This window comes from Arthrobacter sp. 01T419, from assembly GCF_056398865.1.
In genome coordinates, this window is sequence record NZ_JBFTQF010000005.1 from 274,013 (window position 1) to 294,656 (window position 20,644).

A 20,644-nucleotide genomic window follows, 5' to 3' on the forward strand; every position below is an offset into this window, starting at 1 on the left:
CGCCTTCCGCCTTTGCCGCGGGAATTTAGTAACGTTGCAATCGTGTCCGCATCACGTACCGAACGACTCCTGAACCTGCTGATCGCCCTTCTGAACACGAAGTACGGGCTGTCCCGGGCTGTTCTGAGGGACAAGGTCTACCACGACGCCGGCGACAGCGACGTCGCGTTCGGACGCATGTTTGAACGGGACAAGGTAGACCTGAAGCAGTTTGGCTTCGACATCGAGACGCTCCTAGACCACGGTTTCGGCTCGGACGATCCCGCTTCCACGCGCTACCGCATCGGCAGGGAATCCAACCGCCTGCCGGATGTCCATCTGACCCCCGCGGAGGGAACAGTACTGCTTTTGGCCGCGCAGTTATGGGAACGCGCTGCCCTGGGCTCAGCAGCAGCCAGTGCGCTGCGGAAACTGCAGGCCTCAGGCGACCTTGCCGACGTCGAACTTCCGGCAGGGGTCCAGCCGCGCATCAAACCTGCGGGCCAGGCCTTTGACCACATCATCGCCGCCATGAACGGTCAGCATCCCGTCAGTTTCCGCTACCGTGCCGCGAGCACCGGAAAAGAGGAGGACCGGCTGGTAGAGCCTTGGGGCCTCGGGAGTCGCTTCGGCCAGTGGTACCTGGTGGGCTTCGACCGGGGGCGGGACGCGAAACGCTTCTTCCGCTTGTCCCGGATGACAAGCGAGGTTCATATCGAGGCACGGGACCACTGCGAGATTCCTCCGGGCTTTGACACCCGCGCCGAACTGGACAGCCTCAGTGAACTTCCCTTGCAGGAAGCCCTCCTCGACGTCGCCGAAGGCCGTTTGCTAGGGCTTCGCAAACGGGCGGTGAGCATCACGGGCGTTGCTGGCGCCAGCGGCCCCCAGAACGGCAGGGAGCGCCTCTGCGTGCCGTTCCGGGACAGTGAGCTCCTCGCCGAAGAACTGGCCTCCTACGGTCCGCATGTAAGTGTGGTAGGCCCGCCTGAGCTGCGTGACGCAGTGGTCCGGCGGCTTGAAGCCGCCGCTGCCTTCGCCGCGCGCCCCGCCGTCGAGGTCCGTTTTCCCGAGGCTGGTCCCGCGCCCCGGGCACGCAAGCGAACCTCGGAGGACCAACTCAACCGAATGCTGCAATTGGTGCCCTTCCTCGTCCATAACCAGGGCTTGCCCATCCAGGAGGTGGCGGACCGCTTCGGTATCACTCGCAAGGAACTGCTCGAGGACTTGAAGATACTGATCTGCTCCGGGCGTCCCGAGGGCTATCCGGATGACTTGTTCGATATCGATTGGGAAAACGAGCACGTCTACATCAGGGAGCACCTCGAACTCAACCGGCCCATCCGTTTCAGCGTTGAAGAAGCCTGCGCGCTGCTGACGGGCCTCGCCACCCTAGGCGGACTTCCCGCGCAGGCGGGAATGTCGGAAGACGAACAGAGCGGCGCCCTGGAGTCCGTGACCCTGAAGCTCACAGGCGCGGCGGGGGAGGCCGGCCGTTTGGCGGCGGCCGTCGCCGGCCCTCCCGTGACTCCGGCCGACGCCGGAGCTTTCGGCACCATCACCCGGGCGATCCAAGCGGGCAGCCAGTTGCGTCTTCGCTACTTGTCACAGCAGCGCGATTCAGTCTCCGAGCGGGACGTCGACCCCCTCCGGCTCTACTCGCTGGACAACACCTGGTACTTCGAGGCGTACTGCCACAGCAAAGCAGGGTTGCGGAACTTCCGGCTGGACCGCGTGGAGGAGCTCGCACCGAACGGCAGGGTTGTTTCGGGGGCTGCCAGCGCCGAGGGCGGCGTTCCCGTGAAGCTCTACACTCCCAACGACGACGACGTCGTGGTTGTCCTCCAGCTAACTCGACAAGGCACCGGGCTTGCTGATGACTACTACGCGGAGCGGACAGCAGTGCTTCCCGACGGCGGCCTGCTTGCTGAGATCCGATTCGGGAATGCGGATTGGTTGCCGATGTTCGTTGCCCAGCATGGCGGTGCGGTCCGGATCCTCCAGCCTGCCGAACTGGCGGGTGCCTCGGCAGAGTGGCTAGCCGCGGCCCTGGCACAGTACAAGCAACCGGACCCAATGCGAGCAGTGAAGGCTGGATAGACTACTCAAATGTCTTGGTGGTCCTGGATCCTTCTGTGGGTCGCTCTGATTTCGGTGTCCCTGCTTTGCTACGTCCTTTTGGGCATCAGGCTTTTCCGGAAATTCATGGCGACGGTGCATGAGTTGAGTGCGGCGGGGGAGCGGCTGGGGCATCGCACGTACCTTCCCGCACACTCCGACGACGACGGCGGAGCGTCGCCGAAAGTGTTCGGAGCGGCCGTTTTTGCCTCACCGGAACAGATGCGTCATGATTACGTGACGGCCAAGGCCTCCCGCCAGGAAGTGCGTCGCCAAAAGCGCGTTAAGCGCAAAGCAGAACGGGGCCAACCCCAGTCTCTGCACGACATCGAATTCAGTTAGACGTAGGATGTATTCCAACGAAAGGACTTCCCGTGGGACGACTATTTGATGGCCCTTGGCCAATTGTCATTATCATCATCGTGGCCCTGCTGCTGTTTGCAGCACCCAAGCTGCCTGCTATGGCCCGCAGCCTCGGCCAGTCGATGCGCATCATCAAATCCGAAGTCAAGGAAATGAAGAACGACGGGAAGCCTGCGGCCAAGGACGACTCGGACCCCGTTGAAGGCAAAGTGGTCAACCACCCCGAAGCCAACTCCAAGAGCGGTAACGACACTGACGTTCCGCCAGCAACCCGTAGCTAAGCAGTAGTGGCAACGAAGACGGGCCGCAAAGCCAACCCCGAAGGGCGGATGGCGCTCCTAGACCACCTAAGGGAGCTTAAGAACCGGCTGATCAAGTCTGCCATCGGCGTGTTCCTAGGCGCCGTGGCAGGATGGTTTCTGTATGAGCCTGTGGTCAACAGCTTGTCGGATCCCTTGGTCAAGATCGCCCAGGAGACCAAGCGGACAGCCGTCCTGAATTTCGCGAGCGTGGCGGATCCGTTCGACTTCAAGCTCCGTATTGCCATCCAGATCGGCCTGGTGATCTCCAGCCCGATCTGGATCTACCAAGTCTGGGCATTCATCACTCCAGGTCTGACCAAGAAGGAGCGCCGCTACACTCTCGGGTACATGGCGGCGGCGGTGCCTTTGTTCCTGGTAGGCGTGTATGTCGCATGGTTGGTGATTCCGAACGTCGTGCGGGCATTGCTGCAGTTCACGCCACAAAACGGTGCCAACAACATTGACGCATCGCAGTATCTGACCTTCGCCACGCACATGCTTCTCTTCCTCGGCATCGCCTTCCTGGTCCCCGTGGTGTTGGTGGGCGTCAATATGGCAGGCGTTTTGAGCGGCAGGACCATCCTCAAGGCGTGGCGCATCACCGTCTTCCTCGTGTTCGTCCTGGCCGCCGTGGCGGCGCCCGGTGCGGACGCTCTGTCGATGTTCATGCTCGCCGGCCCCCTCCTTGCGCTGTTCTTCGCCGCAATCGGGCTGTGCATGCTCAACGACAAACGGCGGGCCCGCCGTCAGGCCAAGGTCACGGCTGAGACGGAAGCCACGGCCGACGTCGCAACACCTGCTTCCGATCTGGAGAATCTGTAGTCTTCCGGCCACTAGGCTTGAAGCATGTCCTCCAATTCAGGGGCCCTTTCGCCCTCAGAAGCCTTTCAAGCTGCAGCGCAACGGAGTGCTGAGTCGAAAACCTATCTCGGCACCTTCGCCCAATCCTTGGAGTTCGAACTCGACGATTTCCAACGTGACGCGTGCCGTTCGCTCCAGGAAGGCAAGGGCGTGCTCGTTGCGGCGCCCACGGGGGCAGGGAAGACCATCGTCGGAGAATTCGCGATCTACCTTGCCCTCGAGCGAGGGCTCAAGGCCTTTTACACGACGCCCATCAAGGCACTGAGCAACCAGAAGTTCTCTGAACTCTCGGCGAAGTACGGCGCATCAAGCGTGGGACTGTTGACCGGTGACACCACCATCAACGGCGAGGCTCCCATTGTCGTCATGACCACCGAGGTCCTGCGGAACATGTTGTACGCGGACTCGGACACCCTGGGTGACCTTGGCTATGTAGTGATGGATGAAGTGCACTACCTTGCAGACCGCTTCCGCGGCGCCGTCTGGGAGGAAGTGATCATCCACCTACCCAGCGAGGTACAGGTGGTTTCCCTCAGCGCCACGGTGTCCAACGCTGAAGAATTCGGTGCGTGGCTGGATACCGTGCGCGGACACACCGATGTGATTGTCTCCGAGCACCGTCCCGTTCCCTTGTGGCAGCATGTCATGGTGGGCCGCGAGCTCGTCGATCTCTTTGCTGGGGACACCAGTTTTGATCAGATCGCTCCGGGAGCAACCGATGGTGGGACACCCCTGCCAGCGGCAGTCCAGGAGGCGGACCGGATTTCCAGGCAGAAGGAATTCGAGGTCAATCCCGAGCTGTTGTCCATGGCCAGGGCCGAGAGTCAGATGAACTTCCGGGGCCGATTCGGCCACGGTGGACGCAGCCGCCGCAGGCAGGACCGCCAGCGTGACAACAGTGCCGCGGAGCAGCGAAGCCCCGTGCGCAAAGCCAGCCGACCACAAATCATTGCGAGCCTGGACCGCCAAGGACTCCTGCCGGCCATTACCTTTATTTTCTCCCGTGCCGGCTGTGACGGGGCTGTGGCACAGTGTGCCGCAGCCGGGCTGTGGCTGACCACGGAGCAGGAACAGCAGATCATCGCGGCCCGGGTAGATGAGGCAAGCCGCGAGATTCCCGCGGACGACCTCGATGTGCTGGGTTTTTGGAGCTGGCGTGATGGCCTGCTCCGAGGGCTCGCTGCGCACCACGCCGGTTTGCTGCCTACTTTCAAGGAAGTCGTCGAAACCTTGTTCGCCGACGGCCTGGTGAAAGCCGTGTTCGCCACGGAGACCTTGGCGCTGGGTGTCAACATGCCGGCCCGCTGCGTGGTCCTCGAGAAGCTCGACAAGTTCAACGGCGAAGCCCACGTCAACATCACCGCGGGGGAGTACACCCAGCTGACCGGCCGTGCGGGAAGACGGGGAATCGACGTTGAAGGTCACGCTGTGGTCCTTTGGCAGCCGGGAACGGATCCTGCGGCCGTCGCCGGCCTTGCCTCGCGGCGCACCTATCCTCTCAACTCGAGTTTCCGGCCCACCTACAACATGAGCATCAACCTGATCGCCCAGTTCGGGCGTCCCCGGGCGCGGCAGATCCTCGAATCATCGTTTGCGCAGTTCCAGGCCGACCGTTCCGTCGTAGGGCTGGCCCGGCAGGTTCGGAGCCGTGAAGAGTCACTGGCCGGCTATGCGGAGTCGATGAAGTGTCACCTTGGCGACTTTACCGAGTACGCCAAGCTCCGGCGGGATCTCAGCGAAGCGGAACAGTATGCATCACGCAGCACCTCCAGGGCCCGCAAATCCCTCACGGCAGACTCCCTCACCCGCCTCATGCCTGGAGATATCGTCAAGGTTCCGGGTGGACGTTCGCCAGGTTACGCCGTCGTGCTCGATGCCGATCCCAATGCGCGTGAACCGCGGCCCGCGGTCCTCACGGAAGACAATCAATTGCATAGGATCGGCGCCCACGAGGTCGAAGGTCCGGTCGCACCCGTATCCTGGATCCGCATTCCGAAATCGTTCAACGCGAAGCTGCCCAAATCCCGCCGTGATCTGGCATCAGCCATGCGGAACGCAGTGCGGGAGGGGCGACCGCCTGCCCGGGGGAGCAGCAGGAACGAGGACTTTGGCCGCGCCCGCTACTTGCCGGACCAGGAAAAGAAGATCGCGGAGCTGCGAAGGGCGTTGCGCGCCCATCCTTGCCACGGTTGCAGCGAACGTGAAGACCATGCCCGTTGGGCCGAGCGTTGGTGGAAACTGCGCCATGAGACCGACGGGCTCGTCCGGCAGATCCAAGGCCGTACCAACACGATCGCGAAGACTTTTGACCGCGTGTGCGATGTCCTCGCCGCTTATGGCTACCTCCAGACATCCGACGTCGGCCATGTCACCATCAGCGCGGATGGACAACGCCTTCGCCGTATCTACGGCGAAAAGGACCTGCTGATCTCCCAGTCCATTCGGCAAGGCGCCATTAAGGACCTCGACGCCGCAGAACTGGCTGCGCTGGCCAGCACCATGGTTTACCAAGCCAAGCGTGACGATCGCGGTCTCCGGCCCAAGATGCCGTCCATCTCCCTCGAAACATCCGTGGACATCGTGGTGCATGAATGGTCCGCGCTGGAGGACGTCGAGGACAAAAACAGGCTCCCGTTGACCGCCGAGCCGGAACTTGGACTCGTATGGCCCATTTTCAAGTGGGCCAAGGGTCGCCATCTTCAGGAGGTGCTTAGTGGCACCGACCTCGCCGCAGGTGACTTCGTGCGCTGGGCGAAGCAGGTGATCGATCTGCTGGACCAGCTGGCCAAGATCCCAGGGCTTGAGCGGCGCCAGGCCAAGACATGCCGCGAAGCGATCGATCTGGTCCGCCGCGGTGTCGTGGCCTACTCCAACGTCTCCTGACCCACCACAGATTCCCAGCAAGGAGCATTTCCATGACCCATCCAGGCATGCGCACTGAAACCAAGCCCCGCAAGGTCACCATGTACCGGAACGGTTCCGTCTATACCGCGGCAGACCCTTTTGCCACGGCAATGCTGGTTGACGGAGACACCGTTGCCTGGGTCGGTTCAGAGCAAGCCGCGACGTCGATTGCCGATTCCTCGATGGAAATGATCGATTTGCGGGGTGCCTTGTTGGCTCCCGGTTTCGTAGATTCACACATGCATCTCACCGAGACTGGAATTGCATCCGATGCCCCCCAACTGGCCGGGGTCCGCTCGGCCCGGGAACTGCTCGACGTCGTCGCGCGCGCCGCGAAGTCCCTTGGCGCCGCCGGCACCGTACTGGGCCATGGCTGGGATGAATCGACCTGGCAGGACGGGACACTGCCCACTTCGGAACAACTCGAACGCGCCGCCGGTGGACGCAAGGTGTATCTGGCGCGAGTGGACGCGCACTCAGGCCTCGCGTCATCGTCCTTGGTTTCAGATGCCGGCCTCGACGGCCTTGACGGCTACGACGGGTCGGCGCACGTTCTGCGGGCAGCCCATACTGCCTCGCGGTTGGTCGCCCGGCAGTTCCCCGAAGCCGAGCGCCGCCGGTACCAAGAACTGGCCCTCCGCGAGGCTGCGGCTAACGGCTACGTGGCTCTGGCAGAGATGGCGGCGCCACACCTATGCAGTGTCGAGGACCTGCGGATGTCCTCGTCGTGGAACGAAAGCAGGGAGGGTGTCGCCGAGATCCTGCCCTATTGGGGCGAGCTTGCCGCCTCTGCCGAGCATGCCGCTTCCATCCTGGCAGGCTTGGACGTGCCTGTTCTTGGCTTGGCCGGCGATTTGAACATCGACGGTTCCATCGGGTCCCGTACGGCAGCCCTTCGCTCCGACTACTCTGACGCGCCGGGGCACCGTGGAAGCCTGTATCTCTCTGTGGACGAGGCCGCCCGCCATCTGGCCGCTTGTTCAGCCTTGGGTATCCAGGCAGGTTTCCACGTCATCGGCGACGCCGGCCTGAAGACTGCGCTGGATGCCTTGGACCTTGCCGCTGCAGAAGTGGGGGAGCAGCGGGTCCGTGCAGCAGCGCATCGCCTTGAGCACGTGGAAATGGCGGATGCTTCTGATCTCGCCCGTCTTGCCAAGTACTCGATCACCGTGAGCGCCCAGCCTGCGTTCGATGCCGCCTGGGGCGGATCAGGAAAACTCTATGAACGGCGACTGGGCGCCCGGAGTGCAGCGATGAACCCCTTCGCCTCCTACTACTCCACCGGGGTGCCTGTGTGCTTTGGAAGCGACAGCCCGGTCACCCCGTTGCGCCCATGGTCCAGCGTCAGGGCATGCTTGGAGCACAGCAATCCGGATCAGCGTATTTCGGCACGGGCCGCTTTTCTTGGACACACCCGGGCGGGTTGGCGGGCCAGCAAGCAGCGCAATCCGCTCATGGGGCAATTGGTTCCTGGGGCGCCTGCAAGCTTTGCGGTATGGGAAGTTGAAGAACTGATGGTTCAGGTGGCAGATGACCGTGTTCAATCCTGGTCCACGGATCCACGCGCCCGCACGCCCCTTCTGCCCGCGCTCGACAGCGGAAACGACCCCGCCTGCCTGCAGACCGTGCGCGAAGGTCGGGAGCTCTTCTCAAGTGATTCATTGCGGTCATAGTTGCAAATATCCTGCCGATCCTGAAGGCCCCCTGACCTGCGTCTATGAGTGAAACCGCAGGTCAGGAGGCGCTTGACAGGATTTGTGAAGCCCGTAGCATTTAGGGTCAACAGGCTGCCACAGGGAACACCTGGTGGTCTGGCCACGGTGGGGTCCGTGTCAAAACAGCGGGCCTGCTTTCCAGACCGTGGCACTCGTAGTGGGCAGGTCCACTGTGCAGCAGAAAACGGTTCGGCCTCGAGTTGAAAACACGGGCCGGCACTGGACCTGGGCCTGTGGACCTGCCCGCGGCCAAGCGCGCTCAGCGTGTCGAGGGCCACACTTGGCCCTGAGTACGTCGGGTTGTCGTCCTATAATGGAGAGTTGCGCCGGAATCCCAGCCATGCTGTTGCTCTGGCCGACTGACCGCTCCATCAAGGAAAGGCCTCTTCTTGCGTGTCCTGACGATCATCCCTACGTATAACGAGCTGGAATCGCTACCCAAGACCCTCGGACGGCTCCGTGCCGCTGTCCCCGCTTCTGACGTCTTGGTTGTCGACGACAACAGCCCTGACGGCACGGGACAGCTCGCCGACAGCATCGCGGCCGAGGACAGCCAGGTCCATGTCCTCCACCGCAAAGGCAAAGAAGGCCTCGGGGCCGCCTATATCGCCGGATTCAAGTGGGGTATGGCAGCTGGCTACGACATCCTCGTAGAGATGGACGCTGATGGTTCTCACCAGCCCGAGCAACTGCCGTTGTTGCTGGATGCCATCAACGACGGCGCAGACCTCGCCATGGGCTCGCGTTGGGTTCCCGGCGGAGGAACTGTGAACTGGCCGCTGTACCGCCAGGCGATCTCACGCACGGGCAGCACGTACGCTCGCCTCATGCTTGGCCTGAAGATCAAGGACATTACCGGGGGGTACCGCGCCTTCCGCCGCAGCACCCTAGAGGCGCTCAAGCTGGACCAGGTCGAATCGGTCGGCTACGGCTTCCAGGTGGACCTTGCGTGGCGGGTCGCCAAACTCGGACTGAAAATCGTAGAACGCCCCATCACCTTTGTGGAGCGCGAACTAGGGGCGTCGAAGATGAGCGGCAACATCGTTGTTGAAGCCATGATCAACGTGACCAAGTGGGGGTTGGCCGCCCGCTGGGCAGCGTTGACCGGGAAAAAGGCTCCGGCTTCAAAGTAGGCCAGGACAAACGAAGGCCGGGTCCGCGCTCTGCGAAGAGTGCGGACCCGGCCTTCGTCTTGGGCCGGCGCGTTATGCCGAGCGGCGCTCCCCGCGGCGCTCGCGCAGGATGTTCAGCCGGTCTTCGAGGATCTGCTCGAGTTCGGGAAGGCTACGGCGTTCCAGCAGCATGTCCCAGTGGGTGCGGACGGCCTTCTCGTTGGTGTCAACAGGGCGTTCGCCATCAACCAGGAGCGCTTCCTTGCCCGTCTTGGAAACCCAAACAGGGGGAATTTCCGCTTCGGACGAGAAGGTCACGAAGACCTGTTCCCCGTCCGCGCAACGGTATTCAACCCTCTGGCGCGGTGCCGGCTCGACACCGGATTCGGTTTCCATGCTCTGGGCGCCAAGACGCATGCCCCGCAGGCTGCGATCGCTCATGATTACTCCCTCTGTCTGTTCACGGAACCAGGCTCCGCGCTAGCCGGACGCCGAATCGACGCCGCCCGGGCTACTGTATGCACACGTTGCATCACTAGATGAAACGCCTGACCAAGCGTTAATGTTCCGTTCGGACTGAACCGGCCGGACAAATACACCATTATACTCGGATCGATGCAGGCAGGACAAAGCGAGGGGGACTGGCCAAAGAATTTGGCCAGTCCCCCTGCAGGCTGTCCGCGGTTACGGCGACGGTTCCTGTGTAGCTGGCGTCGATTCAGCGTGTCCGGAACTCACTGCAGTGGTGGCAGCCGGTGCGGAAACCTCGGCCGGGGGTTTCCCGGAATCGCTGAACAGGTCTGCAACGCCGGAACCTCCGTTGACGCCTCCCAGTGCTCCGCCGATACCCTTGAGCGCTTCACCGACCTCGCTGGGGATGATCCACAGTTTGTTGGATGATCCTTCCGCGATCTTCGGCAAGGTCTGAAGGTATTGATAGGCCAGCAGCTTTTGATCCGGATTGCCCTTGTGGATGGCATCGAAGACCTTCTGGATGGCTTGGGCTTCACCGTCGGCGCGCAGGATAGCCGCCTTTGCGTCACCCTCGGCGGCAAGGATTGCAGCCTGCCGCTGGCCTTCGGCCGTCAGGATCTGTGACTGCTTGGTACCTTCGGCAGTCAGAATTGCGGCACGCCGGTCGCGCTCGGCCCGCATCTGCTTTTCCATCGAGTCCTGGATGGAGTGGGGTGGGTCGATTGCCTTGAGCTCCACGCGTGAAACGCGGATTCCCCAGCGTCCCGTGGCTTCGTCCAAGACCCCGCGGAGCTGGCCGTTGATCTGATCACGCGAGGTGAGCGCTTCTTCGAGATTCAGGCCGCCCACCACATTACGGAGCGTTGTGGTGGTCAGCTGTTCAACAGCCTGGATGTAGTTGGCGATCTCGTAGGTCGCGGCCCGAGGATCCGTCACCTGGAAGTAGACCACCGTGTCGATGGAAACAACCAGGTTGTCTTCGGTAATCACCGGCTGAGGCGGGAAGGAAACCACTTGTTCGCGAAGATCCAACAGCGGCAGCAGGCGGTCGACGAAGGGGATCAGGATGGTGAGCCCGGGGTTGAGCGTGCGCTGGTACTTGCCCAGGCGTTCGACGACGCCAGCGCGCGCTTGCGGGATGATCCTGATCGAGCGGACCAACACGATGATCACAAATATGACGAGAACGAGCAGCACGATCGCGGCTGCAGTTCCTCCCAAGCTATCCATACATCTCCTTCATTCCCCAGTTACGTATTTGATGCGGTCTTGTGTACGGCAAGGCGCCGATTGTTGTTCAGCGAAGTCCGGGCTTGTACCGCCACGGGACGCCGCTCAGTGCGGGCTGTTTTCCGCCGTTGAGGCGACTACCGCCGTCGCGCCGTCAATCCTGGTGACTTGCACTGTCTGGCCGGCGTCAATGATTCCCGCAGCGCTGCGGGCGGTCCACACGTCGCCACCGATCTTCACCAATCCTGCCGTCGCGGAGACGGGCTCCATGACGAGCGCCGATTGGCCGATCAGGCGGTCCACGTTGGTACGTTGTTCGGCGGGACCCTTGCGCAGATGCCTCAGGGCGATCGGGCGGACGAAGGCGATCATGAGCAAGGACACGACGCAAAAGACGACGATTTGAAGCCAGAGATCAGCTCCGGCGAAGTCCGCGGCCAGTGCAGCCAACGCGCCACCGCCGAGCATGATGAAGAAGAAGTTGAGCGTCAGCATTTCCACTACGGCAAACGCGAGGAAAACCGTGAGCCAGAGAGCCCACCAGTTGCTGCCAAGCCATTCAAACATCGTTCCCCCTGTTTCCGGACTTGCGGCGGCAGCCGGCCTGGTCCGGACTGCAGCGTCGGCAAAATCACAGTCGCTGTTTTTCCATCCTAGCCCGGTGCGAAGCTTCGCGTTAGGAGCGTCCCTCCGGGGAAGTGAAAACACTGAGGGTGAACTTTGCGGTGGCACGGACTGATGATTCCGCGGCGGTCGACGCCAACAAGGCAGAGCGCTCAAGGTGGTGACCTGCCGGGCCCATGAAGGCGACATCGGCAATATCGCGCCCATTGAGTGTGAGCTCCACGTCGAGTTCTACGGAATCCGCGGGAGTGAAGAATTCCTGCATGGACTCGGCCAAGCGCTCGTCTTTGCCAGGCTCGATGCTGAGCATCCCAGTGCGGTCCGCAATCTCCTTGAGATGTCCGTTCCGGGGAGTCACCACGATCACCCGGCCTCCAGGTCGCAATACTCGTGCAAACTCAGGAGGATTCCGCGGCGCAAAGACCACGATGATGGCATCGACCGTGTGGTCGGCGAGCGGCAAGGGACGCCAGATGTCCCACACAAGATTAATGGCGCCGGGATTCAGCCGTGCTGCCCGGCGGAGGGCGAACTTCGAGATATCGATGCCAATAGCTGCCGCGGGAGTGCGCTCCAGCACCGTACGTAGATAGTGGCCGGTGCCCGTCCCGGAGTCCAGGACGAGGGATCCCGGCGCCGACAGGACGGGCGCTGCCAGCTTCGCGATCGCATCGGTGAGCGGGGCGTAATGGCCGCCGCCCAGGAAGTCGTTGCGGGCTGCGACCATCTCTGCCGTGTCCGCCTCGAAGACCGTGCCCTTGCCGGTGAGCAGGTTGAAGTAGCCCTGTTTCGCGGCATCGAAATTGTGGCCGGCGACGCAATTCAGCGAAAAGGGGGCCGCGCCCCTGAGCCCGAAAGGCCCCTGGCAGACCGGGCAGCGCAGGGAGGAGACGGCGTCGGAAAGCATACGGACAATCCTACGGTGGCCGGAGTGGCGCATACCGTCGCGGCGGGTCGGCCGCTAGGCTCACCAGCGTGAAAGCCGAACAACTCCCGCTGCTGAAGTCCGTCTCTTCCCCTGCCGCCCACCCGGACGGCACCCGCGCAGTCGTGGCCGTCACCCGGCCGGATTTCGACGCCGATGCGTACGTAGGGCAACTCTGGAATGTTGCTTTCGACCCCTCAGTGCCACCTCGCCGGATCACTCGAGGCTTCCGGGACACCGCTCCGGCATTTTCGCCGGACGGCAGGGTGCTGGCATTTCTTCGGGCGACGCCAGACGGCAAGCCGCAGCTGCACGTAGTGGAAGCCGGCGGTGGGGAGCCGCAAGCCATCACGGAACAAAAATTGGGAGTCTCGGAGTTTTCCTGGTCGCCCGATTCGCGCCGTATTGCGTTCTCGACGCGGGTTCCGGAACAAGGCCGCTATGGGACGGTTGACGGCGTGGGCCCGGGAAGCGAAGACCCCCGGCTGATCACGGACAACCAGTACCGGCTCAACGGGCTTGGCTACACGGCGGACAAGCCCGCCCAACTGTTCGTGGTCGACGTCCCGGAGCCCGGAGCGGAACCTCCTGTGGCTCCCGCGGGTCGGGCTGCGAAAGACAGCGGAACTGATCCGCCGAGTTTGCTGCCGACGGCGGTGCAGCTGACGTTCGACGACGCCGATCACACGTCACCGTCCTTCAGCCGCAATGGCGAGAGCGTCTATTTTGTTGCAGCACTCCATAAAGGGCACGACGCCGATATCGCTTCCGGGATCTATCGCGTCCCGGCCGCGGGCGGCGAGCCAGAAGCCGTGCGGCCGGACGCTGCGCCGCAGTCTGTCCAAGAAGCCTGCGAATCGATCGACGGCGAATGGCTGTTCTTTACGGCGCAAGACCTCGGCGACGACGGTCTGGACTTCGTCGCCAGGAACACTGCCCTGTATGTGATGCCTGCTCGCGGGGGCGAAGCCACCATGCTGAGCGATGTGGAGAACCAGGACATTTCCGGCCCCCTCGAACCTTTCGGGGTGGATGGCGTGCTTGGTCTGAACGCCCGGCGGGGGAGCGTCGAGCTGGTCAAATGGACGGCCGACGGCGGGAGTGCGGTCCTGCTCGAAGGAGCTCGGGTGGCCGGGGGTGCTTCTGCTGTGGGTGGCGTGGTGTCGGTCAGCGTCAGCGACGCTTCAAGGAATGGCGAAGTCGGCGTTCTGGAGCAGGGCGAGCTGCGCTTGCTTACGGACTTCTTTAAGGCACTCCGAGCCGAAGCAACGATTCTTGAACCGCAGGAATTCACTGCCACTGGCAAGGACGGCTACCCCGTCCATGGCTGGGCGGTGCTGCCGGAGGGGCAAGGTCCACATCCGGTGCTGCTGAACATTCACGGCGGCCCGTTCGCGCAATACACAGCCGCGTTCTTCGATGAGGCCCAGGTGTATGCCGAGGCGGGATATGCCGTGCTGATGTGCAACCCCCGTGGTTCTGCCGGATACGGTCAGGCACACGGCGGCGCCATCAAGGAGAAAATGGGCACGGTGGACATGGCGGATGTGCTTGCCTTCCTTGACGGCGCCTTGGACGCCTTCCCGCTGATGGACAGGGAAGCGATCGGCATCATGGGTGGGTCCTATGGCGGATATCTGACGGCCTGGGTCATCGGACATGAACACCGCTTCAAGGCGGCCATTGTGGAGCGGGGTTTCCTTGACCCCGTCAGTTTTGAAGGCTCCTCGGATATCGGGTGGTTCTTCGGCGGCCAATATACGGGTGGATTGCCCGAGCAGATGGCGGCTCAAAGTCCCATGGCCGTCGTGAATGCCGTCCGGACGCCTACGCTCGTGATCCACAGCGAAAACGATCTCCGTTGCCCGGTTGAGCAGGGCCAGCGCTACTTCGCCGCCTTGAAGGCGCAGGGCGTGGAGACTGCGCTGCTGCTCTTCCCCGGCGAGGACCACGAACTTTCGCGTTCGGGAACGCCACATCACCGTCGCCAGCGATTCGAACAAATCCTCGCATGGTGGGCAAAGTACCTGCCTTCCGCGGCAAACCCATCGCGCGAATCCGGCACGGCTAAGAGTTAAGGAATCCCAGCCCGCGGCGTGCCTCGTCGATTCCGGGGTACGCCCAATGGGCGCTGTATTGCTGATCATCGGCAAGGGACCGTAGCTCTGCCCTGTCCAAATAGAGTCCGCCTCGCAGGTGGTCGGTCTCGTGTTGGACTATCCGTGCCTGCCATCCGGAGAATCCTTCCGAGGCCGTACTTCCATCAGGACGTTGGTAGTGCAGCTGAACATCCCGATGCCGCGTCACCACGGCCTGGAATCCACGCATCGACAGGCAGCCTTCATAGAACGACGCCGTGGAAGTCCCTTCGGGCTCGTACCGGGGGTTCAGGATCGCGAAGAAACCCAGTGGTGTCCTCCCGCGGATCTCTGAAGCGACGGGGTCAACGTCGAAATGGTCCTCAAGCACGGCCAGCTGCAAGGGGATGCCGAGCTGGGGTGCTGCAAGGCCAACACCGGGGGCGGCGTGCATGACATCCCGCATCCGCTCGATCAATTGTGCCAGCTCGGTGTCCTCGAGCTGGCCATCATAAGGTGCGGCAAGTTGCCGTAGCACGGGGTGGCCGACCTGGACGATCGGTGGGAGACCGTCGAGCGCCAGTAGATCCTGAACCGCGGCGCGGATTTGGGAGGCGGTGAACGTCGTCTCCGGGCCGGCAGACAGGGGTCGAGTCTCAAAGTCCATGGATCGAGCTTAGTGCGCTGACCCCTCAACCGTCCCCGCAGCTCTTCGTGACGAAATCGTAGATGCTCCCGCGCAGCGCATTACCGGCGGCGACCTTGATAGTCCCGGCGACTCCGTTGACGGTCACGTGAAGCGGCATGAGCGTGCCCACTTTGTCCTCCGCGACGGCATGCGGGTCGCAACGCGCGGGGCGGATGCGCAGGCTGAGGGTCGAGTCGTTGTCGGTGCCATGAATCACGACGCCATGGGGCCACGGGCTGCCCGGATCCGCGGCGAGGAGAGTGGTTTCGCCGATTGACTCGATTGTCATGGATCCTGTTCCGCCGCGGGGTTTGACCATGATGGTCATTGTTGCTAGCCCTTTCTGGGGTCCCGGGTCCAACGTCGGCAGGAGCTCCAGGCCCGCTATGTCCGAGGCGCTGCGTTCCAGGCACAGTTCGCTGTTGTTCCGGCCCAGCACGCCGAAGGGGTCCGTCGCGGATTCGCTGAACACGTGATCCGAGCCCGCCAGGACAAAGTCAACTGTCGGTTCCAAGGAGCCCGGGGGACACGTGGCAGACGGAAGCTGTGCCGGCAGGCTCTTGGTCTGGCCCGGGGGAATGGCCGTGCCATCAGCGTTCGAAACCCATCCTATGCTTCCGTCAAAGGTCCCCGTCCGCAGCGCGGCCCGCACTACGGTGATGGTGTCCGGGCCGGGGTTGCTGAACTGGATCTCGATGACATGCGTGCTGTAGTTGTCCCGGAACTGGTTCAGTTGGACAGTCAATACACTTGCTGGCGTCGTGGGTTGCGGTCCTGGCGCAGCCGAACATCCTGCTGTGGCGGCTGCCGCGATGCCCACCAGGCCGGTGAGGACGACGGCGGCCGCCCGCCGTCGTCGCGCGCTCACTTTTCGCCCCTGGCGGTCATGGATGCAGTCTAAAACGCAATCACGCACCGGTCACGGTGCTGCGGGTCGCGCCGGAATAAGGTGTACTACGCTCGTTGAATGAGCGATTCGACCCCCTTGGAATGTGTGCTCGGATTTATCCGCGCGGTGGAGAGTGGAGGTGGCTCGGAGAGTGTCCGGCCTTACCTCGCGGACGATTTCAAGCTCACGGAATGGCCGCATGTTCTGTCCCCAACCGGCGCCATCCGGGATTTTCGGGCAACTCTCTCCGGCGCCGAACAGAGCAGGAACGTGGTGCGGGACCAGCATTTCGACATTGTCCGAAGCACGAGCGAAGGTGGCCGGGTGGTGCTGGAAATGAACTGGTCCGCAACCTTGCTGTTGGATCTTCCGCATTGGAATCCCGGAGAAATCATCCGCGCCAGAAGCACCGCCGTGTTTGAAGTGGTCGAGGGAAAGATCCGGAGCCAGGACAGTTACGACTGCTACTTCACCGAGCCCGGGCAAGAAGCAGTCCCCGCCGGCGGCAGTGTGCAAAACGGCGCCTAGTGCATGGTGAATCGGCGGGCCACGAGCTCCGAGAACATCGGCAAGGTGATCGCCCGGCCGATCAAGGCGTTCCGTGCGCTCAGGACTTTCGGGGGCAGCGGGCGGCCCAGCGCCATGTTCAGACTCGCCTGCCGGATGGCTTTCTTTGCTGCGCGCTGCCGGTTGCGCTCAAATTCCGCGAGTTCCTTGCTGGCAGGCCTTCTTCCAGACGTGCGCAACGCCTCGCTGATAATCGGCGCCAGCGCGGCCGCATCCAGCCAGCCCAAATTCATCCCTTGACCGCCGATCGGGCTGATCTCATGTGCGGCATCACCGAGCAAGGCAACCCGTCCGTGAACCATTCGGGAGACAAGGCGCGAGGTCACACCAAACGCACTGATCATCGTATTGCTTGCTGAGTCCACCGCCGTTCCGGTCCGCTTTCGGATCAGGGCGGCCAGTACGCGGGGAGTGGGTTCCTGACACGGGGCGTCAAGCCGGACCACCCACCTTCGGATACCGCCGGGCAGCGGAAAAGACTCGACGATCCCTCCCGGTTCAAGGAAGAGGACTGCGCTGCTGCCGTACGTCGATTCATCGTGGAAATCGCCCATGACGTAGTAGTCGGGGTAAGTCCGCAATCGCGGCTCCATGCCAAGGCCCTCACGGACGGCCGAATGGACACCATCGGCTGCAACCACGAAGCGGCCCAAGAACTCCACCGCCGCCCCTCCTTCCTGTCCGCGCAACCGCAGGTACCTGCCGTCGCCGACGACTTCCTCGATGTGTACGCCGCGGAGAAGGGCGCCTGGATCGAGTTCGATAACCCTGGACTCGAGGGCTTGGGTGGTGAGATATTGCGGCACGGAAAGGATGAACGGATACTCAGCTGACGGGCGGGCAAAGTTCATGTCGGCGACTTTGCGGCCGCCGCTGTACGCGGTCCCGTGGGTGATCCGGATACCCGCGGAGACCAAGGGGCGGGCAGCACCTACGGCGTCGAGCGCCGCGAGCGCTGGAGGATGGATCCCGATGGCGCGGGTTTGGCGGCCCGGCGTCGCGCGCCTTTCCAGGATGGCAACGCGGTGCCCGTGTTGTAAAAGCAATGCGGCCATGTAGAGCCCTACCGGACCCGCTCCGACCACTACCACGTCAAACATGCGGAGCCTCAATGGGACTGTAAATCAGGAGGTTGTGCCACAGGCCGCTGCCTTCTACGGTCCAGGCCGGGGGAGCGGCAGCACGGAGTTCGACCGCCGTGTAGCTGCGCCTGATGGACGTGAGCCCGTCGCCGTGGATGTAGGAGCCAATGCCGAGTGGCCAGGCGCCGGCCCAGAAGAGAGAGTAGGCGAGGCGGCTGCGCTTGAGGTCGTTATGGAGGGCAAGCCGGTGGCAGAGCTGTTCGGAGTCGCTGAGGAAGGAGGCGAGTTCCGGGGTGGTCAAGTGGTGCAGGACGTGGTTGGAGATGACGACGTCGAATTGGAGCCCTTCTGATACGAGCTCCGAGCTGAACGCCTTCCGGTAGCTCACGCCCTCGACTTGCGGTGCGGAGTTGGCGAAATGGAAGGCGCGCTCGTCCGGATCGACTCCGGTGACATCGAGCAGGTATCCGTCCGCGGCGGCCCAGAGAGCGAGGCTCCGGGCGACGTCGCCACCACCGCAGCCGATGTCAAGGACTGTGGTGGGTACCGCCGTCGTGAGCAATGGCTTGATCCGGGTCCGGTACGTATCGCGCCAGCCAGATACCACTGCGTTAACGAGCCGAAACCGCGCGTAACTCCGGTTGAGCCGGTCAAGATCGCAATCGAGACGGTCCATGTCTTCCACTGCGGTTTCATCCCGCACGTCGAGAAAGCCGCCTGGGCGGGGGAGGGCAGGTATCACAACGTTGGGGAAATCCGGGTGAACAGCCCCGTCTCCACGGTGAGACCGGGCCCGAACGCCATGGAACAGATACGTTCTTCCGGCTGTTCCGCAGTTTGTCCGAGGATGTGCTTCAAGACGAAAAGCACGGTGGCGCTGCTCATGTTGCCGTAGTTTCGAAGGACTTCGCGGGCGGGAATCATTTGTTCTTCGGTGAGTTCAAGCTTCGATTCGACTTTGTCGAGAATGCTGCGGCCGCCGGGATGGATGGCCCAATGCGTGATGTCCCGGTAGGGGAGTCCGGCGAGGGAGGGGTCCCGTGCAAGCAGGGGTTCGAGCGCCCCGGTGATGTGTTCTTCGATGATGTGAGGCACGTAGGTTCCGAGAACCATTTCGAATCCCTCGTCTCCGATATTCCAGGCCATGGCTTCTTCGCCGACAGGCGTCAGGACGGTCTCGAAATGATCCAGCCTGATCACCGGGTCCGGTCCCTCAGGCTCACGGGAAGTCACGACGGCGGCGGCCGCACCGTCCGCAAAGATCGCCGATCCCATGATGGTGTCCGGATCATTCGAGGTCCGGACGTGTAGTGAGCAAAGCTCCACACAGGTCACCAGGACCACAGCGGAGGGATCGGCCTGACAAAACTGCCGGGCTGCCCGGAGGGCCGGGAATGCAGCGTAGCAACCCATGAAGCCGAGGTGATAGCGCTGCACGGCCGGGCTAAGACCGAGGGCCCGGACTACCTTGTAGTCGGGCCCGGGGTTGAAGAAACCGGTGCAGGAAACAGTGATGACATGAGTTATGTCAAGTAAATCAATATCGGGACACTTCCCGACGGCGGCTTTGGCCGCCTCAATAAACAATTTGGTGGCCTCGACGGCAAAGATTTCGTTGCGGACCTTGGTACTGGGGCTCAAGACCCGGCCCGAATCAGGATCGAAGAATGACGGGTTGTCGGTGTGGTTATCAAGGGTTAGTTCGGCAACAGCGGTAAACCGGGTGTCAATGGCAGCTGAATCGAAGCACGTCCGGACGAGCCGGGATCCGAGCCGCGTCAGGCCGGGTTGGGATGCAAAAACGTCGCGTGCCTGTGGTTGCACAAGCACTGTGGGCGGTACGGCAGTTTCCAGGGACCTCACGTAGACCGGCATGCTTCATTGTTGGCGACGAAGATGCCGTTGACAATGGCAGAGGGCGGAAAAGTGGATGATTTGAGGGTTCAATTTCGCCCTGTGTGGCGGGTGCCGCTGAGGTGTTCAATATCGCCGATAATCTACATTATGTAAAGTAGAATCGTGAGGGACCGGATAGTCGGTGCGTCGATGCGGACGAATCTCAGAAGGCCGCGACCACGTCGGCTGGCCGCTCGGCGGCTCGGATCAGAGGAGGGCTGGCAAGGAGCGAGTCGATGGAGGCTCGGTAGTGGGAGACATCAGGGGGTTCATCCCGCACCTTGTAACGGTACATCGACATGCCTGCGAGCAGGTCCAGGATCAGGTTGCAGTCCGTCTCCGGCGGGAGCTGACCACGGCGTATCCCCCGCTCCAGTATCTCAAGGCCGAGCTGCCTCCGCTTGCCTAGGGGACCTTGCCAAAGGATTTTGACGACATCGCGTTCGCCAAGCGCGGCCCATCCGATCCCGGCCCCCATCGTCGGGACAGTCCTGTACCGCCGGCTGGATTGGAGGACGTGCTGGAGGAGGTCCTCCCCTACTTCTCCTGTGTCAGATGCTGCCGCATCCGTTTCCGAGAAGATCTCGGATGAAACGGCAGCAGCGACGAGCTCGGCCTTGTTGGGCCAGCGCCGGTAGATCGCCGCCTTGCCGCACCCGACGGCGGCCGCGATCCGCTCGATGCGCATCGCGCTGAAACCGTCTGCGCCCAAGCTCCGGCGCGCTTCCTCGAGGATGCGCTCCGTCATCCCCGCATCGAAGGGCCGGCCTCCGGTGGGTTCACCTGTATCCATGATCCATTCTTAGCACCCCAGCGAGGGAAACACTACGGTACGTA

19 protein-coding genes are annotated in these 20,644 nt (G+C 62.7%); 9 read left to right on the plus strand and 10 right to left on the minus strand.

What is annotated here, in order from left to right; translation table 11 throughout:
• Positions 1-42: 42 nt before the first annotated feature.
• From AC1DLO_RS10340 to AC1DLO_RS10370, 7 genes are all read left to right on the plus strand, one after another.
• The gene (locus AC1DLO_RS10340) at positions 43-2,079 is read left to right on the plus strand and encodes a helix-turn-helix transcriptional regulator (RefSeq protein ID WP_476889674.1); all 2,037 of its coding nucleotides are present in this window, start codon (positions 43-45) and stop codon (positions 2,077-2,079) included.
• A gap of 9 nt (positions 2,080-2,088) precedes the next feature.
• Positions 2,089-2,439, plus strand: coding sequence for a hypothetical protein (locus tag AC1DLO_RS10345; RefSeq protein WP_476889675.1), 351 nt, complete (start codon positions 2,089-2,091; stop codon positions 2,437-2,439).
• 32 nt (positions 2,440-2,471) lie between these two features.
• Positions 2,472-2,741 carry a Sec-independent protein translocase subunit TatA gene (gene tatA, locus AC1DLO_RS10350; protein ID WP_476889676.1) on the plus strand — a complete coding sequence of 90 codons (270 nt, stop codon included), beginning with the start codon at positions 2,472-2,474 and terminating at the stop codon, positions 2,739-2,741.
• A gap of 48 nt (positions 2,742-2,789) precedes the next feature.
• Positions 2,790-3,584, plus strand: coding sequence for a twin-arginine translocase subunit TatC (gene tatC / locus AC1DLO_RS10355; protein WP_184735638.1), 795 nt, complete (start codon positions 2,790-2,792; stop codon positions 3,582-3,584).
• A gap of 24 nt (positions 3,585-3,608) precedes the next feature.
• Positions 3,609-6,506 (plus strand): DEAD/DEAH box helicase, encoded by a 2,898-nt coding sequence (locus AC1DLO_RS10360; RefSeq protein ID WP_476889677.1) that lies wholly within the window; start codon positions 3,609-3,611, stop codon positions 6,504-6,506.
• A 32-nt stretch (positions 6,507-6,538) separates the two neighbouring features.
• Positions 6,539-8,200 carry an amidohydrolase gene (locus tag AC1DLO_RS10365; protein WP_476889678.1) on the plus strand — a complete coding sequence of 554 codons (1,662 nt, stop codon included), beginning with the start codon at positions 6,539-6,541 and terminating at the stop codon, positions 8,198-8,200.
• A gap of 431 nt (positions 8,201-8,631) precedes the next feature.
• Positions 8,632-9,375 (plus strand): polyprenol monophosphomannose synthase, encoded by a 744-nt coding sequence (locus AC1DLO_RS10370; protein ID WP_476889679.1) that lies wholly within the window; start codon positions 8,632-8,634, stop codon positions 9,373-9,375.
• A gap of 72 nt (positions 9,376-9,447) precedes the next feature.
• Here AC1DLO_RS10370 and AC1DLO_RS10375 read toward each other — a convergent pair whose 3' ends face one another.
• The 4 genes from AC1DLO_RS10375 to AC1DLO_RS10390 all read right to left on the minus strand — a co-directional run bounded on the left by AC1DLO_RS10375 (position 9,448) and on the right by AC1DLO_RS10390 (position 12,589).
• Positions 9,448-9,795, minus strand: a complete 348-nt coding sequence (locus tag AC1DLO_RS10375) for an RNA polymerase-binding protein RbpA (protein WP_059389983.1) — start codon at positions 9,793-9,795, stop codon at positions 9,448-9,450.
• Between the two features lie 243 nt (positions 9,796-10,038).
• Positions 10,039-11,058 (minus strand): SPFH domain-containing protein, encoded by a 1,020-nt coding sequence (locus AC1DLO_RS10380; RefSeq protein WP_260404710.1) that lies wholly within the window; start codon positions 11,056-11,058, stop codon positions 10,039-10,041.
• Positions 11,059-11,163: 105 nt separating this feature from the next.
• Positions 11,164-11,625: an NfeD family protein gene (locus AC1DLO_RS10385; RefSeq protein ID WP_476889680.1), complete on the minus strand. Its 462-nt coding sequence runs from the start codon at positions 11,623-11,625 to the stop codon at positions 11,164-11,166.
• Between the two features lie 109 nt (positions 11,626-11,734).
• Positions 11,735-12,589, minus strand: a complete 855-nt coding sequence (locus AC1DLO_RS10390) for a methyltransferase domain-containing protein (RefSeq protein ID WP_476889681.1) — start codon at positions 12,587-12,589, stop codon at positions 11,735-11,737.
• A gap of 68 nt (positions 12,590-12,657) precedes the next feature.
• On the opposite strand from AC1DLO_RS10390, the gene AC1DLO_RS10395 reads away from it, so the two are divergent.
• Positions 12,658-14,685 (plus strand): S9 family peptidase, encoded by a 2,028-nt coding sequence (locus tag AC1DLO_RS10395; RefSeq protein ID WP_476889682.1) that lies wholly within the window; start codon positions 12,658-12,660, stop codon positions 14,683-14,685.
• Here AC1DLO_RS10395 and AC1DLO_RS10400 read toward each other — a convergent pair.
• Positions 14,675-15,352 (minus strand): peptide deformylase, encoded by a 678-nt coding sequence (locus AC1DLO_RS10400; protein WP_476889683.1) that lies wholly within the window; start codon positions 15,350-15,352, stop codon positions 14,675-14,677. The two genes, AC1DLO_RS10395 and AC1DLO_RS10400, sit on opposite strands and share 11 nt — an antisense overlap.
• Before the next feature lie 25 nt (positions 15,353-15,377).
• Positions 15,378-16,241, minus strand: coding sequence for a hypothetical protein (locus tag AC1DLO_RS10405; protein ID WP_476889684.1), 864 nt, complete (start codon positions 16,239-16,241; stop codon positions 15,378-15,380).
• 99 nt (positions 16,242-16,340) lie between these two features.
• Between AC1DLO_RS10405 and AC1DLO_RS10410 the strand changes: the two genes are divergently transcribed.
• Positions 16,341-16,790 (plus strand): nuclear transport factor 2 family protein, encoded by a 450-nt coding sequence (locus AC1DLO_RS10410; RefSeq protein WP_476889685.1) that lies wholly within the window; start codon positions 16,341-16,343, stop codon positions 16,788-16,790.
• Here AC1DLO_RS10410 and AC1DLO_RS10415 read toward each other — a convergent pair.
• The 4 genes from AC1DLO_RS10415 to AC1DLO_RS10430 form a co-directional block, all read right to left on the minus strand.
• Positions 16,787-17,929 carry an FAD-dependent oxidoreductase gene (locus AC1DLO_RS10415; protein ID WP_476889686.1) on the minus strand — a complete coding sequence of 381 codons (1,143 nt, stop codon included), beginning with the start codon at positions 17,927-17,929 and terminating at the stop codon, positions 16,787-16,789. The genes AC1DLO_RS10410 and AC1DLO_RS10415 overlap by 4 nt on opposite strands.
• Positions 17,922-18,614, minus strand: a complete 693-nt coding sequence (locus AC1DLO_RS10420) for a class I SAM-dependent methyltransferase (protein WP_476914472.1) — start codon at positions 18,612-18,614, stop codon at positions 17,922-17,924. Before AC1DLO_RS10420 ends, AC1DLO_RS10415 begins: the two co-directional genes overlap by 8 nt.
• A 35-nt stretch (positions 18,615-18,649) precedes the next feature.
• Positions 18,650-19,786: a type III polyketide synthase gene (locus tag AC1DLO_RS10425; RefSeq protein ID WP_476889688.1), complete on the minus strand. Its 1,137-nt coding sequence runs from the start codon at positions 19,784-19,786 to the stop codon at positions 18,650-18,652.
• Positions 19,787-19,970: 184 nt separating this feature from the next.
• Positions 19,971-20,600 (minus strand): TetR/AcrR family transcriptional regulator, encoded by a 630-nt coding sequence (locus AC1DLO_RS10430; RefSeq protein WP_476889689.1) that lies wholly within the window; start codon positions 20,598-20,600, stop codon positions 19,971-19,973.
• Between the last annotated feature and the right edge of the window lie 44 nt (positions 20,601-20,644).